The 17,388-nt window shown below is 43.5% G+C and carries 14 protein-coding genes and 4 pseudogenes; 12 read left to right on the top strand and 6 right to left on the bottom strand.

Annotated features, from left to right (window positions below; genetic code table 11):
- Window positions 1-213: 213 nt before the first annotated feature.
- From prpB to AAC853_RS17505, 4 genes and pseudogenes are all read left to right on the top strand, one after another.
- A pseudogene (gene prpB / locus AAC853_RS17520) lies at window positions 214-1,118 on the top strand (methylisocitrate lyase).
- Window positions 1,111-2,283 (top strand): bifunctional 2-methylcitrate synthase/citrate synthase, encoded by a 1,173-nt coding sequence (prpC, locus tag AAC853_RS17515; protein ID WP_340615300.1) that lies wholly within the window; start codon window positions 1,111-1,113, stop codon window positions 2,281-2,283. Before prpB ends, prpC begins: the two are co-directional and overlap by 8 nt.
- A 23-nt stretch (window positions 2,284-2,306) precedes the next feature.
- Complete coding sequence (locus tag AAC853_RS17510; protein WP_340615299.1) at window positions 2,307-3,758, top strand: bifunctional 2-methylcitrate dehydratase/aconitate hydratase; 1,452 nt, start codon at window positions 2,307-2,309, stop codon at window positions 3,756-3,758.
- Window positions 3,759-3,794: 36 nt separating this feature from the next.
- Window positions 3,795-5,687: a propionate--CoA ligase gene (locus tag AAC853_RS17505; RefSeq protein WP_340615298.1), complete on the top strand. Its 1,893-nt coding sequence runs from the start codon at window positions 3,795-3,797 to the stop codon at window positions 5,685-5,687.
- Window positions 5,688-5,897: 210 nt separating this feature from the next.
- Here AAC853_RS17505 and AAC853_RS17500 read toward each other — a convergent pair.
- A pseudogene (locus AAC853_RS17500) lies at window positions 5,898-7,117 on the bottom strand (RNA-guided endonuclease InsQ/TnpB family protein).
- Window positions 7,118-7,139: 22 nt separating this feature from the next.
- Here AAC853_RS17500 and tnpA point away from each other — a divergent pair.
- A complete protein-coding gene (gene tnpA, locus AAC853_RS17495) occupies window positions 7,140-7,556 on the top strand; it encodes an IS200/IS605 family transposase (RefSeq protein ID WP_338861193.1) in 417 nt (138 codons plus the stop codon).
- A gap of 119 nt (window positions 7,557-7,675) precedes the next feature.
- Here the strand turns inward: tnpA and AAC853_RS17490 are convergent, their stop codons facing one another.
- A complete protein-coding gene (locus AAC853_RS17490; RefSeq protein WP_340615297.1) occupies window positions 7,676-8,305 on the bottom strand; it encodes a glutathione S-transferase family protein in 630 nt (209 codons plus the stop codon).
- 318 nt (window positions 8,306-8,623) lie between these two features.
- Here AAC853_RS17490 and AAC853_RS17485 point away from each other — a divergent pair, with 318 nt between their 5' ends.
- On the top strand, window positions 8,624-9,178 hold the full coding sequence (locus tag AAC853_RS17485) for a cytochrome b (protein ID WP_338884868.1): 555 nt from the start codon (window positions 8,624-8,626) through the stop codon (window positions 9,176-9,178).
- Window positions 9,179-9,199: 21 nt separating this feature from the next.
- A complete protein-coding gene (locus tag AAC853_RS17480) occupies window positions 9,200-9,781 on the top strand; it encodes a YceI family protein (protein ID WP_340615296.1) in 582 nt (193 codons plus the stop codon).
- A gap of 67 nt (window positions 9,782-9,848) precedes the next feature.
- Here the strand turns inward: AAC853_RS17480 and AAC853_RS17475 are convergent, their stop codons facing one another.
- The 3 genes from AAC853_RS17475 to pvcA are packed head-to-tail and all read right to left on the bottom strand — an operon-like array spanning window position 9,849 to window position 13,084.
- Window positions 9,849-11,129, bottom strand: a complete 1,281-nt coding sequence (locus tag AAC853_RS17475; protein WP_340615295.1) for a rhabduscin glycosyltransferase — start codon at window positions 11,127-11,129, stop codon at window positions 9,849-9,851.
- Between the two features lie 29 nt (window positions 11,130-11,158).
- Window positions 11,159-12,043: a tyrosine isonitrile desaturase/decarboxylase gene (pvcB, locus tag AAC853_RS17470; RefSeq protein WP_340615294.1), complete on the bottom strand. Its 885-nt coding sequence runs from the start codon at window positions 12,041-12,043 to the stop codon at window positions 11,159-11,161.
- A gap of 42 nt (window positions 12,044-12,085) precedes the next feature.
- Complete coding sequence (gene pvcA, locus AAC853_RS17465) at window positions 12,086-13,084, bottom strand: L-tyrosine isonitrile synthase (protein WP_340615293.1); 999 nt, start codon at window positions 13,082-13,084, stop codon at window positions 12,086-12,088.
- Between the two features lie 409 nt (window positions 13,085-13,493).
- Here pvcA and AAC853_RS17460 point away from each other — a divergent pair.
- Window positions 13,494-13,892, top strand: a pseudogene (locus AAC853_RS17460) (ATP-dependent Clp protease proteolytic subunit); the annotation flags it as partial.
- A gap of 20 nt (window positions 13,893-13,912) precedes the next feature.
- Here AAC853_RS17460 and AAC853_RS17455 read toward each other — a convergent pair.
- Window positions 13,913-15,036, bottom strand: a pseudogene (locus AAC853_RS17455) (ISAs1 family transposase).
- A gap of 430 nt (window positions 15,037-15,466) precedes the next feature.
- Here AAC853_RS17455 and AAC853_RS17450 point away from each other — a divergent pair.
- The 4 genes from AAC853_RS17450 to AAC853_RS17435 all read left to right on the top strand — a co-directional run.
- Window positions 15,467-15,685, top strand: a complete 219-nt coding sequence (locus AAC853_RS17450; RefSeq protein WP_340615292.1) for a helix-turn-helix transcriptional regulator — start codon at window positions 15,467-15,469, stop codon at window positions 15,683-15,685.
- Window positions 15,678-15,905, top strand: a complete 228-nt coding sequence (locus tag AAC853_RS17445) for a hypothetical protein (RefSeq protein WP_340615291.1) — start codon at window positions 15,678-15,680, stop codon at window positions 15,903-15,905. Before AAC853_RS17450 ends, AAC853_RS17445 begins: the two co-directional genes overlap by 8 nt.
- Window positions 15,895-17,001: a hypothetical protein gene (locus tag AAC853_RS17440; protein ID WP_340615290.1), complete on the top strand. Its 1,107-nt coding sequence runs from the start codon at window positions 15,895-15,897 to the stop codon at window positions 16,999-17,001. Before AAC853_RS17445 ends, AAC853_RS17440 begins: the two co-directional genes overlap by 11 nt.
- 57 nt (window positions 17,002-17,058) lie before the next feature.
- Window positions 17,059-17,388: IS5 family transposase (locus AAC853_RS17435; protein WP_340615289.1), on the top strand; the 330-nt coding region annotated here is incomplete at its 3' end.

The following is a 17,388-nucleotide window of genomic DNA, read 5'->3' as shown; positions in this document are numbered from 1 at the left end:
ACAAATATACATTATAGCCAATAGCTAAACAGTAGCTACTTATCAACCAAAATCTATCCACCAAATTAATTTTTATAATTAAAACATATAGTTAAAAAATCACCATTAGCCCATCTGCCCATTTTTTAAATATTGGCATAGACTTTGCTCAAAACCTTTCATAGTAACAACAAAATACAAATTAGTTTCATTTTGGTAACAATGGGGTTATGTATGGCACTTTCTTCCGCTGGTTTAGCTTTTCGTCAGGCAATAGAGGACGAATCTCCGTTACAAGTCGTCGGAACCATCAATGCAAACCATGCATTACTGGCAAAACAGGCAGGCTACAAGGCGATTTACCTTTCAGGTGGTGGTGTTTCTGCGGGTTCACTGGGGCTGCCAGATTTGGGGATCTCTACGCTGGACGACGTGTTGATTGATGTCCGCCGTATTACTGATGTCTGTGACTTACCGCTGCTTGTCGATGCCGATATTGGGTTCGGTTCCTCGGCGTTTAATGTCGCCCGCACAATTCGTTCTATTATTAAAGCAGGAGCCGCGGGTGTGCATATTGAAGATCAGGTCGGTGCTAAACGTTGTGGTCATCGTCCAAATAAAGAAATTGTTTCCAAACAGGAGATGGTAGACCGTATCAAGGCTGCCGTTGATGCCCGTACCGATGAAAATTTTGTCATTATGGCCCGCACGGATGCACTGGCAGTAGAAGGGTTAGAGGCCGCACTGGACAGAGCCACAGCTTATATCGAAGCGGGCGCCGATATGCTGTTCCCTGAAGCCATCACCGAGCTGCATATGTATCAGGAATTCGCGTCCAAGACGCAGGTCCCTGTTTTAGCGAACATTACCGAATTCGGTGCGACACCACTCTTTACAATCGAAGAATTAAGGCGCGTCAACGTCGCCATTGCCCTTTACCCGCTATCAGCATTTCGGGCGATGAATAAAGCCGCCGAACAGGTCTATACCACTTTGCGTCGAGATGGCACACAGAAAAACGTCATCAATATGATGCAAACCCGCAATGAACTTTATGAAAGCATCAACTACTACGATTTTGAACAAAACTGGATGCCCTGTTTTCCCAGAAAAATAGCAGAGGTGATACTCATGAGTAAGCAGAATACGGCAACGGAACTCTCTGAATCTACACCATTTAAGCCCAAAAAATCAGTTGCACTGTCCGGTGTCACAGCAGGCAATACAGCGCTCTGTACCGTTGGCAAAAATGGCAATGATTTACATTACCGTGGTTATGATATTCTCGATTTGGCCGCCCATTGTGAATTTGAAGAGGTCGCTTATCTTCTCATCCACGGCAAACTTCCCTCCCACGCAGAATTGACATCCTACAAAAACAAATTGAAATCCTTACGTGGCCTGCCAAGCAATGTCAAAGCCGCATTGGAAGCACTGCCTGCGGTAGCCCATCCTATGGATGTCATGCGTACCGGCGTTTCTGTACTGGGTTGTACTTTGCCAGAAAAAGAAGATCACAACCTGGCTGGTGCCCGCGATATTGCTGATCGCTTACTCGCCTCTCTCGGTTCAATACTGCTGTATTGGTATCACTATAGTCATAATGGCCGTCGCATCGAAGTTGAAACCGATGATGATTCCATTGGCGGACACTTTCTCCATCTCCTGCATGGCCAAAAGCCACGGGGATCATGGGAAAAAGCGATGCACACCTCCCTGATCTTGTACGCTGAACATGAATTTAATGCGTCTACCTTTACCAGCCGAGTCATTGCGGGCACGGGATCAGATATTTACTCTGCCATTATCGGGGGAATCGGTGCCCTGCGTGGATCGAAGCATGGTGGGGCCAATGAAGTTTCATTCGAAATTCAGCAACGCTATGACACTCCCGCGCAAGCCGAAACCGATATTCTGGCCCGTCTGGCGAGAAAAGACGTTATCATCGGTTTCGGCCATCCGGTTTATACCGTCTCCGATCCTCGCCATAAAGTCATTAAAGAAATTGCCCTGCAACTTTCCCAGGAAGCAAGGACAACCCAGATGTATGACATTGCTGATCGGATTGAATCCGTGATGTGGGATAACAAAAAAATGTTCCCGAATCTTGATTGGTTCTCAGCGGTTTCCTATCACATGATGGGGGTTCCTACTGCCATGTTTACCCCGCTATTTGTGATGGCCCGCACTTCTGGTTGGGCCGCTCACATTATTGAGCAACGTATTGATAACAAAATCATCCGCCCATCAGCTCACTATATTGGCCCTGAAAATTTGGCATTTATACCGCTTGAACAACGTTAATAATTCGATTTAAGGATTAAATTATGTCTACCTCTGTTGTTAACAACCGACCTGATTACGATCAGGTGATTGTAGATATTGTGGATTATGTCATGGACTACACCATAACATCCCCAATTGCTTACGCCACAGCCCACCACTGCCTGATAGATACCTTGGGTTGTGGATTAGAGGCGCTGGAATATCCCGCCTGCACAAAACTATTAGGGCCAATTGTGCCGGGAACAACGGTACTTAACGGTGCACGCGTACCAGGAACCCAATTCCAGCTCGATCCTGTTCAGGCCGCCTTTAACATTGGTGCAATGATCCGCTGGCTCGATTTCAATGACACCTGGCTGGCGGCCGAATGGGGACATCCTTCTGATAATCTTGGCGGAATACTTGCCACCGCCGACTGGTTGTCCAGAAATGCGATTGCCCGCGGAGAAAAACCACTCACCATATGGGATGTTCTGACAGCGATGATTAAGGCGCATGAAATTCAAGGCTGCCTGGCATTAGAAAATGCTTTCAATAAAGTCGGGTTGGATCATGTTATTTTAGTCAAAGTGGCTTCCACGGCGGTTGTCGCTCAACTGTTAGGGCTGCAACGTGAGGAAATATTAAGTGCGGTTTCATTGGCCTGGGTTGACGGACAATCTTTGAGAACTTATCGCCATGCCCCCAATACCGGCTCGCGCAAATCCTGGGCTGCGGGAGATGCAACTTCCCGTGCCGTGCGTCTGGCTCTGATAGCCCAAACCGGTGAAATGGGTTATCCCTCTGTATTATCTGCCAAAACCTGGGGATTTTATGACGTTCTGTTCAATGGTCAGCCATTCACATTCCAGCGCCCTTATGGTTCTTATGTCATGGAAAATGTGCTGTTTAAAATCGCTTTTCCAGCAGAATTCCATTCACAAACTGCCGTAGAAGCAGCAATGATCTTGCATCAGCAACTGAAAGAGCACAACAAACGCATTGAAGATATTGCACAAATCACTATCCGTACCCACGAAGCCTGTATCAGAATCATTGATAAACAGGGACCATTGAACAATCCCGCCGACAGGGATCACTGTATTCAATATATGGTTGCCGTCCCGCTGATTTTTGGGCGTCTGACGGCTGCGGATTATGAAGATGATATCGCTGCCGATCCACGCATTGACACCTTGCGGGAAAAAATAGTCTGCGTTGAAGACCTTGATTTCACCCGTGACTATCATTATCCCGAAAAACGCTCCATTGCCAATGCACTGACGTTGACATTCACCGATGGCACTCAATTGGACGAAGTTAAAATCGAATTCCCGATTGGACACGCCCGTCGCCGTAAAGATGGCATTCCGCTATTAGAGGAGAAATTCAAAACCAATCTGGCGCGTCGCTTCCCGCAAGAGCAGCAACAAAAAATTTTAGCGATATCTCTTGATCTGATGGCATTGAGAGATATTCCGGTAAACGAATACCTTGATTTGTATGTCATATAATTTGTATACCCTTGAGAGATGAATGTAGGAGAGATTATGTCATTCCAAGATTTCTATCAGCATTCAATTGATGATCCTGATACTTTTTGGGCAGAACAGGCCAAACGCATACACTGGCAACAGCCTTTTGAACAGCCCCTGGATCATAGCCATCCCCCTTTTGCCCGTTGGTTTTGTGGGGGAAAAACCAATCTCTGCTACAATGCGCTAGACCGCTGGCTGGAAAGCCAACCCGATGCCAGGGCACTGATTGCCATTTCAACGGAAACTAAAACCAATAGCGAGCGAGTTTTCACCTATAAAGAACTGCATCGGGAAGTGAATCGTGCCGCTGCTATCATGTTGTCGCTCGGCGTGAAAAAAGGTGATCGTGTCGTTGTTTACATGCCAATGGTGGCTGAAGCCCTGTTTATTTTACTGGCCTGTGCCCGTATTGGGGCAATCCATTCAGTCGTATTTGGGGGTTTTGCTTCTCACAGTCTCGCTACCCGATTAGATAACGCTGAACCCGTTTTAGTCGTCTCAGCGGATGCGGGTTCACGTGGGGGAAAAATCATTCCTTATAAGCCTCTGCTTGATGAGGCCATTGAATTAGCCAGGCACACGCCACGCCATGTTTTGATGGTAGATCGCGGACTGTCCAATATTCATTGGGTGAACGGCAGGGATGTCGATTTTGCCACATTACGGCAGAAGCATCTTGATGCAGAAGTGCCTGTCACATGGCTCGAATCCAATGAAACGTCTTGTGTGCTCTATACATCAGGCACAACCGGAACCCCGAAAGGGGTTCAACGCGATGTCGGCGGTTATGCCGTGGCGCTGGCGACATCAATGGACGTTATTTTTGGTGGTCAGGCAGGCGGCGTTTTTTTCTGCACATCGGATATTGGCTGGGTTGTTGGGCACTCTTATATTGTCTATGCTCCCTTAATCGCCGGCATGGCAACGATTATGTATGAAGGTCTCCCGATACGACCGGATGCGGGCATTTGGTGGCAAATTGTCGAAAAATATCGTGTCACCAGAATGTTTTCTGCTCCTACGGCAATCCGCGTTTTGAAAAAATACCCGACGGATTGTATCGCCAAATATGATATCTCATCGCTTGAAACACTCTATTTAGCGGGAGAGCCACTTGATGAACATACCGCCCGTTGGATTGCCGAAACCATTAATGTGCCTGTCATTGATAACTACTGGCAAACTGAAACGGGCTGGCCCATTATGGCGATTGCCCGCAGTCTGGATAACAGGCCAAGCCGTTTTGGTAGCACCGGTTTTCCCATGTACGGTTTTAACGTCAAGCTACTCAACGAACTGACTGGTCAGGAATGTGGTGATAATGAAAAAGGAATGCTGGTTATCAAAGGCCCTTTGCCGCCAGGTTGCATCCAGACTATCTATGGTGATGATCGCCGTTTCATTAATACTTACTGGCGTCACTTTGATCAGCAAGTCTATTCGACATTTGATTGGGGAATACGTGACAGCGAAGGTTATTATTTTATTCTGGGGCGTTCGGATGATGTGATTAACGTTTCCGGCCACCGTTTGGGAACGCGGGAGATTGAAGAGTGCATCGCCAGTCACGAAGATGTCGCAGAAGTTGCCGTCATTGGTATCAAGGATGAAGTGAAAGGACAAACCGCCGTGGCGTTTGCTGTCCTCAAAGAAGGACGAGAAATCCAGAGTGCTGACCATTTTGCCACCTTGGAGAAGGCATTAATGGCGTTGGTGGATAAGAAAATCGGCAGCGTTGGACGTCCGACACGCGTCTATTTTGTGACGCAATTACCGAAAACCCGTTCAGGAAAAATGTTGCGCCGCACCATGCAGGCTATTTGTGAAGGACGTGAACCAAGCGATATTGCCCTGATTGAGAATCCCGCTTCATTGGAAGCCATTCGGGATGCGATTTCCCATTAAGCAAGTATCAGCCATACCAAGTATTCGTACTCAGGAACATATACTCATCTCTTTTTTGTTTAATCTTCATTTAATGCCGCTGAGTTACTATGACTTCGTACTACATTTCTCTCAGCTACTTTTACCTATTTCTCGCTCCGTTCCTACACGGAGCTTTTTTTATCTAGTTGACATCCTCCCCGCCCTAAAGGACGGGGATTCCTACAGCGTTCAGACCGAAGCCTGACTCACCTCGGTGGGTTCCTGCTTCAACGGGCGGTCTGACTGCACCCTCCCTCCACAGGCAAGCACGGCATGTCCTGCCGCTAAAATATTACGTGCGGCGTTTACATCCGCGTTCGCGGTGTAGCCGCATACCTGACACACGAATTGACTTTGCGTCTGACGGTTTTCTTTCGCCGTATGACCACAGCAGGCACACCGCTGGCTGGTGTATGCCGGAGGTATCGCCACTACCTGACCACCGCGCCAGAGCTGCTTGTACTCAAGCTGACGGCGCATTTCATGCCAGCCTTGATCCCGTATCGAGCGGTTCAAGCCTGATTTGCCTCTGACGTTTCTTCCGTGCTTCTCTGCCGTGCCTTTTGCCGATTTCGACATGTTGCTGACCTTCAAGTCTTCAATGACGATCATCGCGTGGTTTTTGCTGATTTCACGGGTGACTTTGTGAAGGTAGTCGCGCCGGATATTGGCAATGTGCGAGTGCAAACACTGGATTTTCCGTTTTTGTTTCTGCCAGTTTGCGCTGAATTTTACTTTGCGACTCAACTGCCGCTGGAGTGTTGCCAGCTTACGTTGGTTTGCTTTGAAGCTGCTTACTGGCTGATATACCGTGCCATCTGAAAGCGTGGCAAGTTTTGTTACTCCGGCATCCAGTCCGACCATTGATTCTGCATTGATTCTGCATTGTGAGCAGGGTCAGTCACTTCGTATTCAGTCTGGATACTGACGTACCATTTGCCGCATGACTGGCTGACCGTGACGTTTTTCACTTCGCCAATGACTTCACGGCTGTTGCGATAGCGTATCCACCCTAACTTTGGCAACGAGATTCGACTGTTGGGCTGATCGAGCTTCACGCCCTGCGGGTAGCGGAATGAGTCATGTTGACCACGTTTTTTGAAGCGGGGGAATGCAGCACGCTTCTGGAAGAAATTTTTGTAGCCGCGCTCCAGATCTTTCAGTGACTGCTGCAACGGTTGCGAGGGAGATTCTTTCAGCCATTGTGTTTCAGGTACGGATTTCCACTCAATCAGCCATGAAGCCATTTTGGTGTAGGGGAGATATTTATTCCCTGCTGCATGGTTCTCATTCTGGAGTGCCAGTGCACGGTTAAAAACGAAGCGACAAGCCCCTGCGAAGCGTCGCATATCGCGCTCCTGCTGACCATTTGGTCTTAACTGGAATTTGAAGGCTTGAAGTCGTATCATGACTATCATTATACTTTGGTCTATGACAAAAGAAACTGATATTCGACGCGGAAGACACGGTGTTTTCCTGATGCACGTCCACTTGGTATTCGTCGCCAAGTATCGACGAAAGATATTCGATCTTGATGCCATCGAAAAGCTACGCAGCTACTTTAGCAGCGTATGTGCTGATTTTGGGGTTGAACTGGTTGAAATGGACGGCGAATACGACCACGTGCATTTGCTGATCAACTACCCGCCAAAGCTCGCAGTATCGAATCTGGTCAACAGTCTTAAAGGCGTTTCCAGCAGGCTGCTTCGGCGTGACCGTCCAGATATTGCTCTACGCTATTACTACAAAGGCGTTTTGTGGACACCGAGCTATTTTGCAAGTAGTTGCGGAGGTGCGCCGATCTCGATCATCCGGCAATACATCGAGCAGCAGAAAACACCAGGTTAGTCGGAAAACCGCGCCTGATAAATAGATTCACTTTTTCGTTCGTTAATTTTTAAAGTGAAATATTAAATCAGGGTACACAAAGCACCCCGAATCATAATTTCTATCTTATAAGACGTGAATTAATGCGCTATCTTAGGTTCTTTTAGCGCAGACTCTGCCCATTCCATCATTGCTGGATGTTTTAACATATGATTAACCCACTTCTGGCTGATTGCAGAAAGTTTCAATCCATAAGTTTGGGCACGGAAAGCAACTGGAGCATAGAAAGCATCGACAGCAGTGAATTTATCTCCCGCCAGCCATTCACCCCCAAATTGAGTTAACCCTTCTGTCCAAAGTGCATCTATTCGTTCAATATCGCACTGTAATTCGGGGGTTATTTCATTAAGCTCATTACGAATAGAACAATTCATCGTGCAAAGCTGACGTAATGTTGCAAAACCAGAATGCATTTCTGCCGCAGCACTTCTCGCCCATGCCCTGGCTATTTTATCTGATGGCCAAACTTGTATATATTCTTCAGCAATATATTCGATAATTGCCAGAGAATCCCAAACCGTAATTTCTCCATCAATCAGACAAGGAACCAAACCAGTAGGTGAAAATGCCTGAAATTTCTCACGACTGCTTTTACCATCTTCAAAATAACTTAGCCTCTCCTTAAAAGGAATATCCAACGCCCTGAGCAAAATCCACGGACGCAGTGACCAAGAAGAATAATTTTTATTGGCTATCCACAATGTATACATCGTATTTTTCTCTACTATAATAAAATTACGTGATTATAAATAAACATTATATTTCCCCATAAAAACAGTAATTCCATTATAAAATATCACGCTATTAGAATAGCACTCAATAAAAAAACAAATAATCCACAAAATAAAAAAATGAATTCACTATGTACTTTAAAAACCCTCATCTATACGCATTAAACTTCAAGTTGCAATTTACAACACTCCATGAAACCTGATTTCTCCCCGCGAAGCGGGGAGAAATCACATGCATATTGAAGTTAAATTGGTATATATTGTAGAAACATCTCTATATTAAAAATAAGGTATAATATGCCACTCAAAAATACTGCCATTAGCTTTGGTCATATTTCTATTTTTATTCATTGGCTAGTGGCATTTTCCGTTTATGGAATGTTTGCACTTGGATTATGGATGGTCACATTAAGTTATTACGATAACTGGTATCATCGTGCTCCTGAACTACATAAAAGTATAGGTAGTTTATTATTTATTGTCATGATTATTCGGGTAATGTGGCGATTTATTTCGCCACCACCAAAACCTTTGGCAAGCTACAGTCTTTTTATACGCATCAGTTCACAACTAATGCAACTCACTCTCTATATCGCCTTATTTGGTATTCTATTTAGTGGATATCTCATTTCCACAGCCGATGGGCAATCTATCAGAATTTTTGATTGGTTTGAAATTCCCGCCACTTTAACAGAACAAGGAATACAGGCTGATACGGCGGGGGTTATTCATCTTTATCTTGCCTGGATTGTTGTTGTGCTTTCCCTATTACACGGGCTTACTGCACTGAAACACCACTTTATTGATCGTGATATTACCCTAAAAAGAATATTTGGTTACAAACCAAATTAAAATGACTTTTGGAGAATTATGATGCTGAAAAAAACGTTAGTAGCCCTAACCGTAGGGGGATGGCTCATGAGTACAGGAAATACTCTCGCTGCTAATTATAAATTCGATAAAATAGGCCAACATGCCTTTATTGAATTTCGTATTCAACATTTGGGATTTAGCTGGCTTTATGGTGGTTTTAGGGATTTCGATGGTAACTTTACTTTTGATCCCGAAAATCCGGCAAATGATAAAGTGAATGTCGTTATCAAAACCGATAGTGTAGACACCAAACATGTTGAACGAGATAAGCACTTACGTGGTCCTGATTTTTTGAACAGTAATAAATATCCTGAAGCTAATTTCACATCAACAAATGTTAAGAAAGAAGGTGAACATTATCTTATTACCGGAGATCTCACATTAAATGGTGTGACCAAGCCTGTCATACTGGACGCAAAATTGATCAATGCAGGAAACGATCCGTGGGGTGGATACCGTGCTGGTTTTGAGGCGACAGGCAAACTCAAATTAAAAGACTTTAATATCAAAGAAGATCTGGGACCAAAATCTCAGGAAGTCGAACTAATCATTTCCGTTGAAGGCGTGCGAGAAAAAACCTAATCATAAAAGAACGCGGTAAGAAAAACGTACCGCGTTCCATTTATCCTGTTTTAGACAAATTCCATATCTATTGGGCAATCAGTTCATTAACGTGACGCGTTATTAGAGCCAAAGCATTGTGGGCATCATAATCTGCCTTAATGATCTGTGACTGCTGGCGCCATATCGGGGAAGATAATATCCTTGTCACTGCCTGATATAACTGCTGTTCAGTTGGTGTATCAGTGTGCAAGCTGATACCACAACGTGACCAGATAACACGAGCGACAGCTTCTAATTTTCCATCTCCTGTTCCCGCGACCACTAAAGGTACTCCATGACGAATGGCTGAATTCAGAGAACCATAACCACCATTAGTAATAAAAATGGATGCTCTGGGGAGCCAGTGTTCAAAATTGAGATACTCGACCACCCTGGCATTTTCTGGAAGATCTTCTCCCAAGGCATCAATAGAACGACCGCCTGTAATCGCCAATACCCGAACCGGTAACGTTGCCAATCCCCGCAATGTAGGTAATATCAATTGGTTAAAATCAATATTAGCCAGTGTACCTTGAGTCACCAGGATCAACGGCAGGCTTTCATCCGGCCAACTGATTTGCGTTTTATCATCTTCCACTTTTACCGGCAGCGCTCCGATAAACTCCACTGTCTCAGGTAAATCATCACGTGAAAATTCAAATGATTGCGTTGCCAGTTGCAAGAAACGATCAACTCCGCTCATCAAAACATCATTATGATCCCCTGTTAGTGGAAGACAATCTACAGCAGCAAGTGATTGATTAAATGTTTCCCTAACCTGCTCAATTAATTGGTACGTTTCCTCATCCACCAATTGCTCGCGAGTCAAATCAGCAGGCAATAATTCAGGGGGTATCCTAGCCCCCCAGAATATGGAATCCTTTGATGACCATGGCAACGGAGTAACGCCAATCGCAATAACGGGAATGCGTTTTTCAGTTGGTTTCTGTAATAACGGCAACGCGGCATAAAAGGTATTATCAATAATCAACAGGTCAGCTTTCCCCTCGTCGATGATTTGCAGCAATTGCTTCGACAATACAGGAATGGGTTCGGCAAAAAATCTCCCTAACGATAGCGCCATCTGAATATTTCCCGGTGGATGTTTTGCCCGTTCAGGAAAATAATTTTCCAGATAGCGATAATCAACATCCACTTGTTTATCAAAGGGAACAAAAGTGGCTCCCAATGCTTCCGCTTGCTGTTGAAACAAAGAACCACTAAATATTGTGACATCATGTCCCTGTCCTATTAAATGTTCCGCAATAGTGAATATTGGAAAAACATGGCCAGGAGTTGCAATAGCTGCTAAGGCAATACGCGACATTAATAAACCTCCTTCAAAACAATTTCTACTTAATCAGCACTGGAAACAGAACCGGAAACAGAAATAGTACGGAAGCTGTGATTGTTACACACAGGCGTGCTGTGGATATGTACCCGTTGAATATGGCGAGGAGAACGGGAAATAAAAGCTTCACGTCCATGTAATAAAGTGAAGTTATCGCAAATCGCAATATCACCAGACTGCCATTGGTGGGCGTAGAAATAACGCGGATCATACAATCTATTATACAATGCTTCCTCAAAGGATTGTTGCTCTTCGTATGACATTCCATCTATCGCCAAAGAGTGATGATCAGCGTACTTGACATCGTCTTTTCCCATCGGCTCATTATAACGCATCACCCATTTTTTACCGTCGGGATGAAGACAAACCAACGGTGAACTCACTTCACCACCATAATGTGTCACTCGACTTGTGCGGTAAGTAATAGTGGTATTTTTCCATGCATTACGCTCATCATCACTAGCATCGATAATTAATTGTTCAGTATTGACAAACGTAGTACGCCCTCCTTGAGCTGCTTTTGGAGCAGATACACAATGAAATATCTGAAATTCAGGGATCGTCTCCCTATACATTCCATCCCAATGCAACGGTACACTACTGCTGTCCAGAACATGGTCAGAGGGTTTCGGAGACTCCATAACATCCAATACAGCACCGAATGGCCACATCATGATTTCACCCCAGCGGCTAGAATATTCTGCCAATTTCTCTTTATTCGTAAAACCAGATTGAAAGCCACGCAACACAACTAGCAGATGAGTACGAGCCAGTTTACGCAGAGCATCAATTGACAGTGTAGTAATATCCTGATCAGGGTAACTGGGAGTAATACACACGCCAAAAGGTGTCATTACCTCAATGTGACAATCAAGTTCATAGGTATTCATGATTTTTTTCTCCAAAATGCAGTTATTATTCAGTTATTCTGCTTATGCTGTCGCCGTCTGGGATTTTGTTTGCTGAATTTCTTCGGAGAACGTTTCAATCAAGTAATGGCTTGGAACTCCTCTAATTTCGATCAGTTTTCCATTCATCTTTTTCACTTCATCACTTTTCATCAGTACAAACTGGCCATTAATGTTGGCTGCCACACCGTGCCACGGTGTCAACCAATCATCCCGAGTCGGCATCATATGAATACCAATTTTGATACTATCCACAGGCTGCGGGTGAATAGAAAGTCGGATTGCTAATGGGAATTGTTCTGCTGAGCAAATTCCCCATGCCCAACTACGTTGGATAACCCCTACCGAGCGCTGACGGGCATCTTTTTGCAAAGCATTTTTCGAACCTGCATATTCTGGTAATAAGCTATCTTCATAAAGAAAACGAGTAATTGCCCGATATAATTGAACACCCTCTTCGGTTTTTTTGAGTTCATCTTTGATTTCTTCAATTGAAGAAGCATAATGACTGACCAATAATTCACGTAGTTGATCGTAATCATTGGTATATTGTGTTAGTGATTCAACGTTACCAAGATTAAAAACTGAAAGATGAGTCGCGCCTAATTCATGTAGCAACTTTTCAATTTCTAATTGATAATGAGTAATTGTGTCATCATCGACATGAATAAGATCACTAAACACATGCCCATCAGAACAAATAACAATATTTGCCCCAGGTGGATAATAAAGTTGAATACGCTGACAAAGGGAATTTAGAAAAATCAGTGATAATTTTTCTGCCATATCCGGCATTTTACCCAATACTTTTCTAGGATTTGGGGATTTCGTTGGAAATGCAGGTAAAATACACTCAATAGGTTTTCCTTGCTCCACAAATGCACGGATACGTGGTAGTTGAACCTCAGAAACCTTTTTTTCTTCATATTGAAGTGTATGTTCAGACTCAGGGAAACGACGTCGATACTGCAATAATTCATGTAGAATTTTGTTAGACACTTCTTCTATGTCAAGACGTTCCATAATTCATTCCTAATTTATTACATTTACATCACAGCCAATTAATACAGTTAGCAATATGTAGATATTGCTGAGTATAAAAACATTAACTCACATGCTTTTTAATATATAAAAATTCGAAACAAAACTTACAACGTGCAAGTTACAATATACAACCAAATCCAACTATAAATATACTGGGTTTTTTATCTTATCTTATTTTATTACGCATTCTATAAAATGCTAAAAAATCATACATATAAATATATATCATTATAGTTTCACAAATAAACTAAATTTTTTTAAAAAAATAATTCAATTTTTTTGATGATGTTACAAAACTGAAATAAAGTTCAAAGTTTTTAGAAAATATTATTTTTTAAAGCTATATTATTTATATATCCAATATTATTTATTACAGGAGAGAAAAATAATGCATTGCGAATTTATAAATAGCTCAAAAAAAGAAACAACAGCAATCTCATATACTCAAAATCAACTCATCAAATCACGATCTATTATTATTGCTGGGGAAATCAATCAGGCGCTTGCCGAAAATATAATGACACAACTGATAATTTTGCAGGAAATCAGTGATGACCCAATAAAAATATTTATCAATAGCCAAGGTGGACACGTTGAAGCGGGTGATACCCTGCATGACATGATCAAATTTATCAAACCCAAGGTCATGATGATTGGTACTGGTTGGGTTGCAAGTGCCGGCATTACCATTTTCCTTGCTGCCAATAAAGAAAATCGCTACTCCCTACCAAATACCCGTTTTATGATCCACCAACCATTAGGCGGTGTGCAAGGGCGCGCCTCAGACCAGGGCAAGAGCGTGAATGCTCACTTCTTGCCCAATACCGTAAATCCTGCGACTAATACCTTGTCCAGATAGTTAATATCCATGCTCGCAAGCCGTTGTTTTCGGCGAATACTCACTTTTTTGGTTGTTTCTACCCGCAACATATTGACACTGATATGACGCATACATCCCAATATTTCAGCCGATTCTCCCCGATGGATAAGGCAAGCATCTTCTCCCATAGTGACATCAAGAACCCAATGTAATCGTGTTTCGATCCCCCAATGGCTCCTGACAGCGGTCGCAAATTTATCCGTGTTTAGCTCCGCTGAACTGATGTAATAACGATAATCGAGCGACTCTTTTCCTTTATTATTAATTCGATACCCGATTGCTACGCCGATGCTTTTTAAGTTTTTCCATTCAGGAAATGGTTGAGATAACGCTTGTGCAGACAATACATGATATTCACGCGCTTCTATACGACCATGCCCTTGTTCTATCGTGATATTTTCGGCATGACTCACTGCTGAGACTTGCGCAGACAACGCCTTCTTGACGGCGTGATACAGCGTTTCCTGATTGCCTTTCACCGCCAGAAGATAGTCACCTTCTTGCTGCACAATTTGTTCCGCAATCTTCGTTTGACATCCCATCGCATCAATCGTTATCAGGCAGCCTTTGATATCCAGCAAACGGAGTAATTTAGGGATCGCAGTGATTTCATTGGACTTTTTGTCTGTCTTCAATTGCCCCATCACAACGCCATTCTGGGTGGCAAACGCACTTACATCGACTGCCGATCCTTGCCGTGATAAGTTCCCCGCAATGTTTTCCCGTCAATGGCGATAATTTCCCCTTCAGAACGTTCATTAATCCCTTGAACCCACTGGATAAAACAGTGCTGAAACTCAACAGAATTGAGACGAGAAATAAGTCGAGCGATAGAATCATGTCCCGGTATTCCATTCGGGAAAAGTGATTTTTTTTGATACCAGTCCAGATACGTTTCGCCGAAATCTTCAATATCTTCCCATCCTTCCGCGCCGGCGATGATGGATGTAATTGCCAGAAAAAGGATATCAAACAAAGGATAACTGATCTTAGACGACTGGCGAGGGTCTGTTAACGTACTGAAATATTGAGAAAAGGCATCGATGCTCATGAGAATACTTCCTAAAAAAAGAAGGATGAGATGATGTTTTTTCTTATCCGTCAACCCTAAATTTTGTTAACAAAAAATTCACGCTCTCACCCTGATACCGGAACCAAGTCTAAAAAATGTAAGCGTAAGCAAGGGAAGAATAAGAAGAAAGGAAATCGGTAGCTGAGTCATACCGGTTATAAACGCGAACGCTAAAAGAAGCTCATTACAAATTTAGAGCGAAATAAACACTTACCCCCTCCACGGAATAATAGCCAATACGTAGAAGATTACATATTGGCGCTCTGTGTTTTGTTGTTACAGCCTGCATGTGCAGAGTGTATTTCTTATTACAGCCTGCACATGTAAAGGGCTTATTTGTTATTTCCTTAGTGATTATGTTGCTTGCGTTTATATCCGTTTATGACCGTTTAACGCAGGAGAATATGGAATGAGTATTAGTGAATCGATGCTGACTAAAAAAGAAGTAAAAGCGGCACTGCACTATAAATCTGATAGTGGCTTTCATGAGTTTTTAAAAAGAACACCTGAATTTCCAAAGTCTGTGAAATTGGGGTTAAGGCGTGTGGGATGGGCTGCAAGTGAAGTTAATGAATATATAGCATCCCGTCTTAATACCCGTGGACAGGAGGATAAATCACATGGCTAACAATAGACAACCGTGCTCTAAAAATGATCGTGTTGCAATTATGCAACGGAGTTATTCAATGAAAATCAACACGCGTATCCCCGATTTAGCTAATCCGCGAAATTACAATGAGTTGGTGTTTGTTGCTGAGAATTATGTTAACCGTGCTGTATGTCGTCGTGCTGCTGCCATAGAACGCCGGGAGAATAGAAAAAAAGGGAACAGTAATAATGGCAGATAAAATTTACTATTCCCGTGGACGGGATGTATACGATATTACCCCTGAGCAACGATGCGCCGAAAATACAGATCAGTTCATTGAGCAATTAATAACTGATACGGCGACTGCCAAGAAGAAACAATATTTTTGTGCAGCGATGGAACAGGGGGAACACCCAAGAGGTAATGACCCGAAAGAAAAACACCCTGATAAGTTTCAGGGTGTAAAGAGTTGGAGGCGTTCAGCATTAGCGGCTAAACGCCGCTTTGCATCGTTTGACTGCGATAGTTTTGACAGCCCCAAGACGTTTAATGCGTTAGTCAGTTACTTAAAAAAGACGTTTAAAGGTGTACTCTATACGACTTTCAATTATACCGCAGATGCTCCGCGTTGTCGTTTTGTTATTATCTTGGATTCTGAGGTAGATCGCACTGAAGGCATTCATGTTTGCCAGATGATAGCCCATGAAATAGAAACGGCGATACAGCAAATCGCGGAAGAGGATTTGATCAGCGAATGGACTCCTGCTATTGGGTGGGATGAGTCTGTCTATCGTGCCGAGCAACAATGCTATTTGCCAATAGTGAATGCTGTACGCCGGAAAACGAAAAGCGGTGAGGATGTGACTGATGCGATTATTCACCGTTTAGACGGCGAATTGGCAGACGTAGAGAACTATCTTGCAATGGCTCCGCTTGTGTCGAAGACAACTCCCGGGTCTGTACAGCATTATGATAGTGACACTGATTTAGAACGCTGGTTTGAGGTGGACGAGCATACATTAGCTGATTTACAGGTTGCTTTGTTTTCCCCCGCGATGTTGGCAATATCAGAGGGGGGTAGACAAAATTGGCAAAGGGTGATCGCTGCTCTTGGTAGTTTGAAAAACACACCCTATGAAGACAATGCGTATCAATTGGCGTTGGAATGGTCTGAGGCTGGTGGAGCGACATTTGATGCTGAACATTTTGAAGCAACTTGGGCTACTTCCCGTGCTGATCTCACCAGCTATAAATGGATATTTTCGCAAGCTGCCTCGTTGGGGTGGGAAAACCCCCAAATTCTTCGGCCTTATTTAGCATTAGGGCGTGTTGACGTTTCGTGGAGGGAAGTTTGAACAGCATGATGATCTGGTATCATTGTCTTCGCGAAAAAACCATTACCCCAGCTCATCATGCCAAGAACAATGTTATCAAAATCTTTATGGAATACGCTAGCTGTATTAATGCAACAACATGGATGTATTTACCACAAAGACGCGCATTACCTGACTTTCGAAGGGATCCTTTATCGAATGAGAACGGGATGTCCGTGGCGGGATTTACCCGATGAATTTGGCAAATGGAATACGCTTTTTAAGCGCTTTAACGCCTGGTCAAAGAAAGGTGTTTTTGAATTATTATTCAAATTGTTATCTGAAAATACAGACACCGAATGGTTATTCATTGATGGGAGTATTATCCGCGCTCATCAACATAGCTCAGGGGCAACTTCAACAGAAGAT

Source organism: Xenorhabdus thailandensis, assembly GCF_037996785.1.
In the GTDB taxonomy this organism is placed as follows: domain Bacteria; phylum Pseudomonadota; class Gammaproteobacteria; order Enterobacterales; family Enterobacteriaceae; genus Xenorhabdus; species Xenorhabdus griffiniae.
The sequence above is the reverse complement of the archived record's forward strand: the minus strand, read 5'-3'. Positions and strand labels throughout refer to the sequence as shown.

Excerpts from the sequence above, each read along its gene's own strand:
- prpC (WP_340615300.1), top strand. The coding sequence starts at position 1,111 with ATGAGTAAGCAGAATACGGCAACGGAACTCTCTGAATCTACACCATTT.
- AAC853_RS17510 (WP_340615299.1), top strand. The coding sequence starts at position 2,307 with ATGTCTACCTCTGTTGTTAACAACCGACCTGATTACGATCAGGTGATT.
- AAC853_RS17505 (WP_340615298.1), top strand. The coding sequence starts at position 3,795 with ATGTCATTCCAAGATTTCTATCAGCATTCAATTGATGATCCTGATACT.
- tnpA (WP_338861193.1), top strand. The coding sequence starts at position 7,140 with ATGACAAAAGAAACTGATATTCGACGCGGAAGACACGGTGTTTTCCTG.
- AAC853_RS17490 (WP_340615297.1), bottom strand. The coding sequence starts at position 8,305 with ATGTATACATTGTGGATAGCCAATAAAAATTATTCTTCTTGGTCACTG.
- AAC853_RS17485 (WP_338884868.1), top strand. The coding sequence starts at position 8,624 with ATGCCACTCAAAAATACTGCCATTAGCTTTGGTCATATTTCTATTTTT.
- AAC853_RS17480 (WP_340615296.1), top strand. The coding sequence starts at position 9,200 with ATGCTGAAAAAAACGTTAGTAGCCCTAACCGTAGGGGGATGGCTCATG.
- AAC853_RS17475 (WP_340615295.1), bottom strand. The coding sequence starts at position 11,129 with ATGTCGCGTATTGCCTTAGCAGCTATTGCAACTCCTGGCCATGTTTTT.
- pvcB (WP_340615294.1), bottom strand. The coding sequence starts at position 12,043 with ATGAATACCTATGAACTTGATTGTCACATTGAGGTAATGACACCTTTT.
- pvcA (WP_340615293.1), bottom strand. The coding sequence starts at position 13,084 with ATGGAACGTCTTGACATAGAAGAAGTGTCTAACAAAATTCTACATGAA.
- AAC853_RS17450 (WP_340615292.1), top strand. The coding sequence starts at position 15,467 with ATGAGTATTAGTGAATCGATGCTGACTAAAAAAGAAGTAAAAGCGGCA.
- AAC853_RS17445 (WP_340615291.1), top strand. The coding sequence starts at position 15,678 with ATGGCTAACAATAGACAACCGTGCTCTAAAAATGATCGTGTTGCAATT.
- AAC853_RS17440 (WP_340615290.1), top strand. The coding sequence starts at position 15,895 with ATGGCAGATAAAATTTACTATTCCCGTGGACGGGATGTATACGATATT.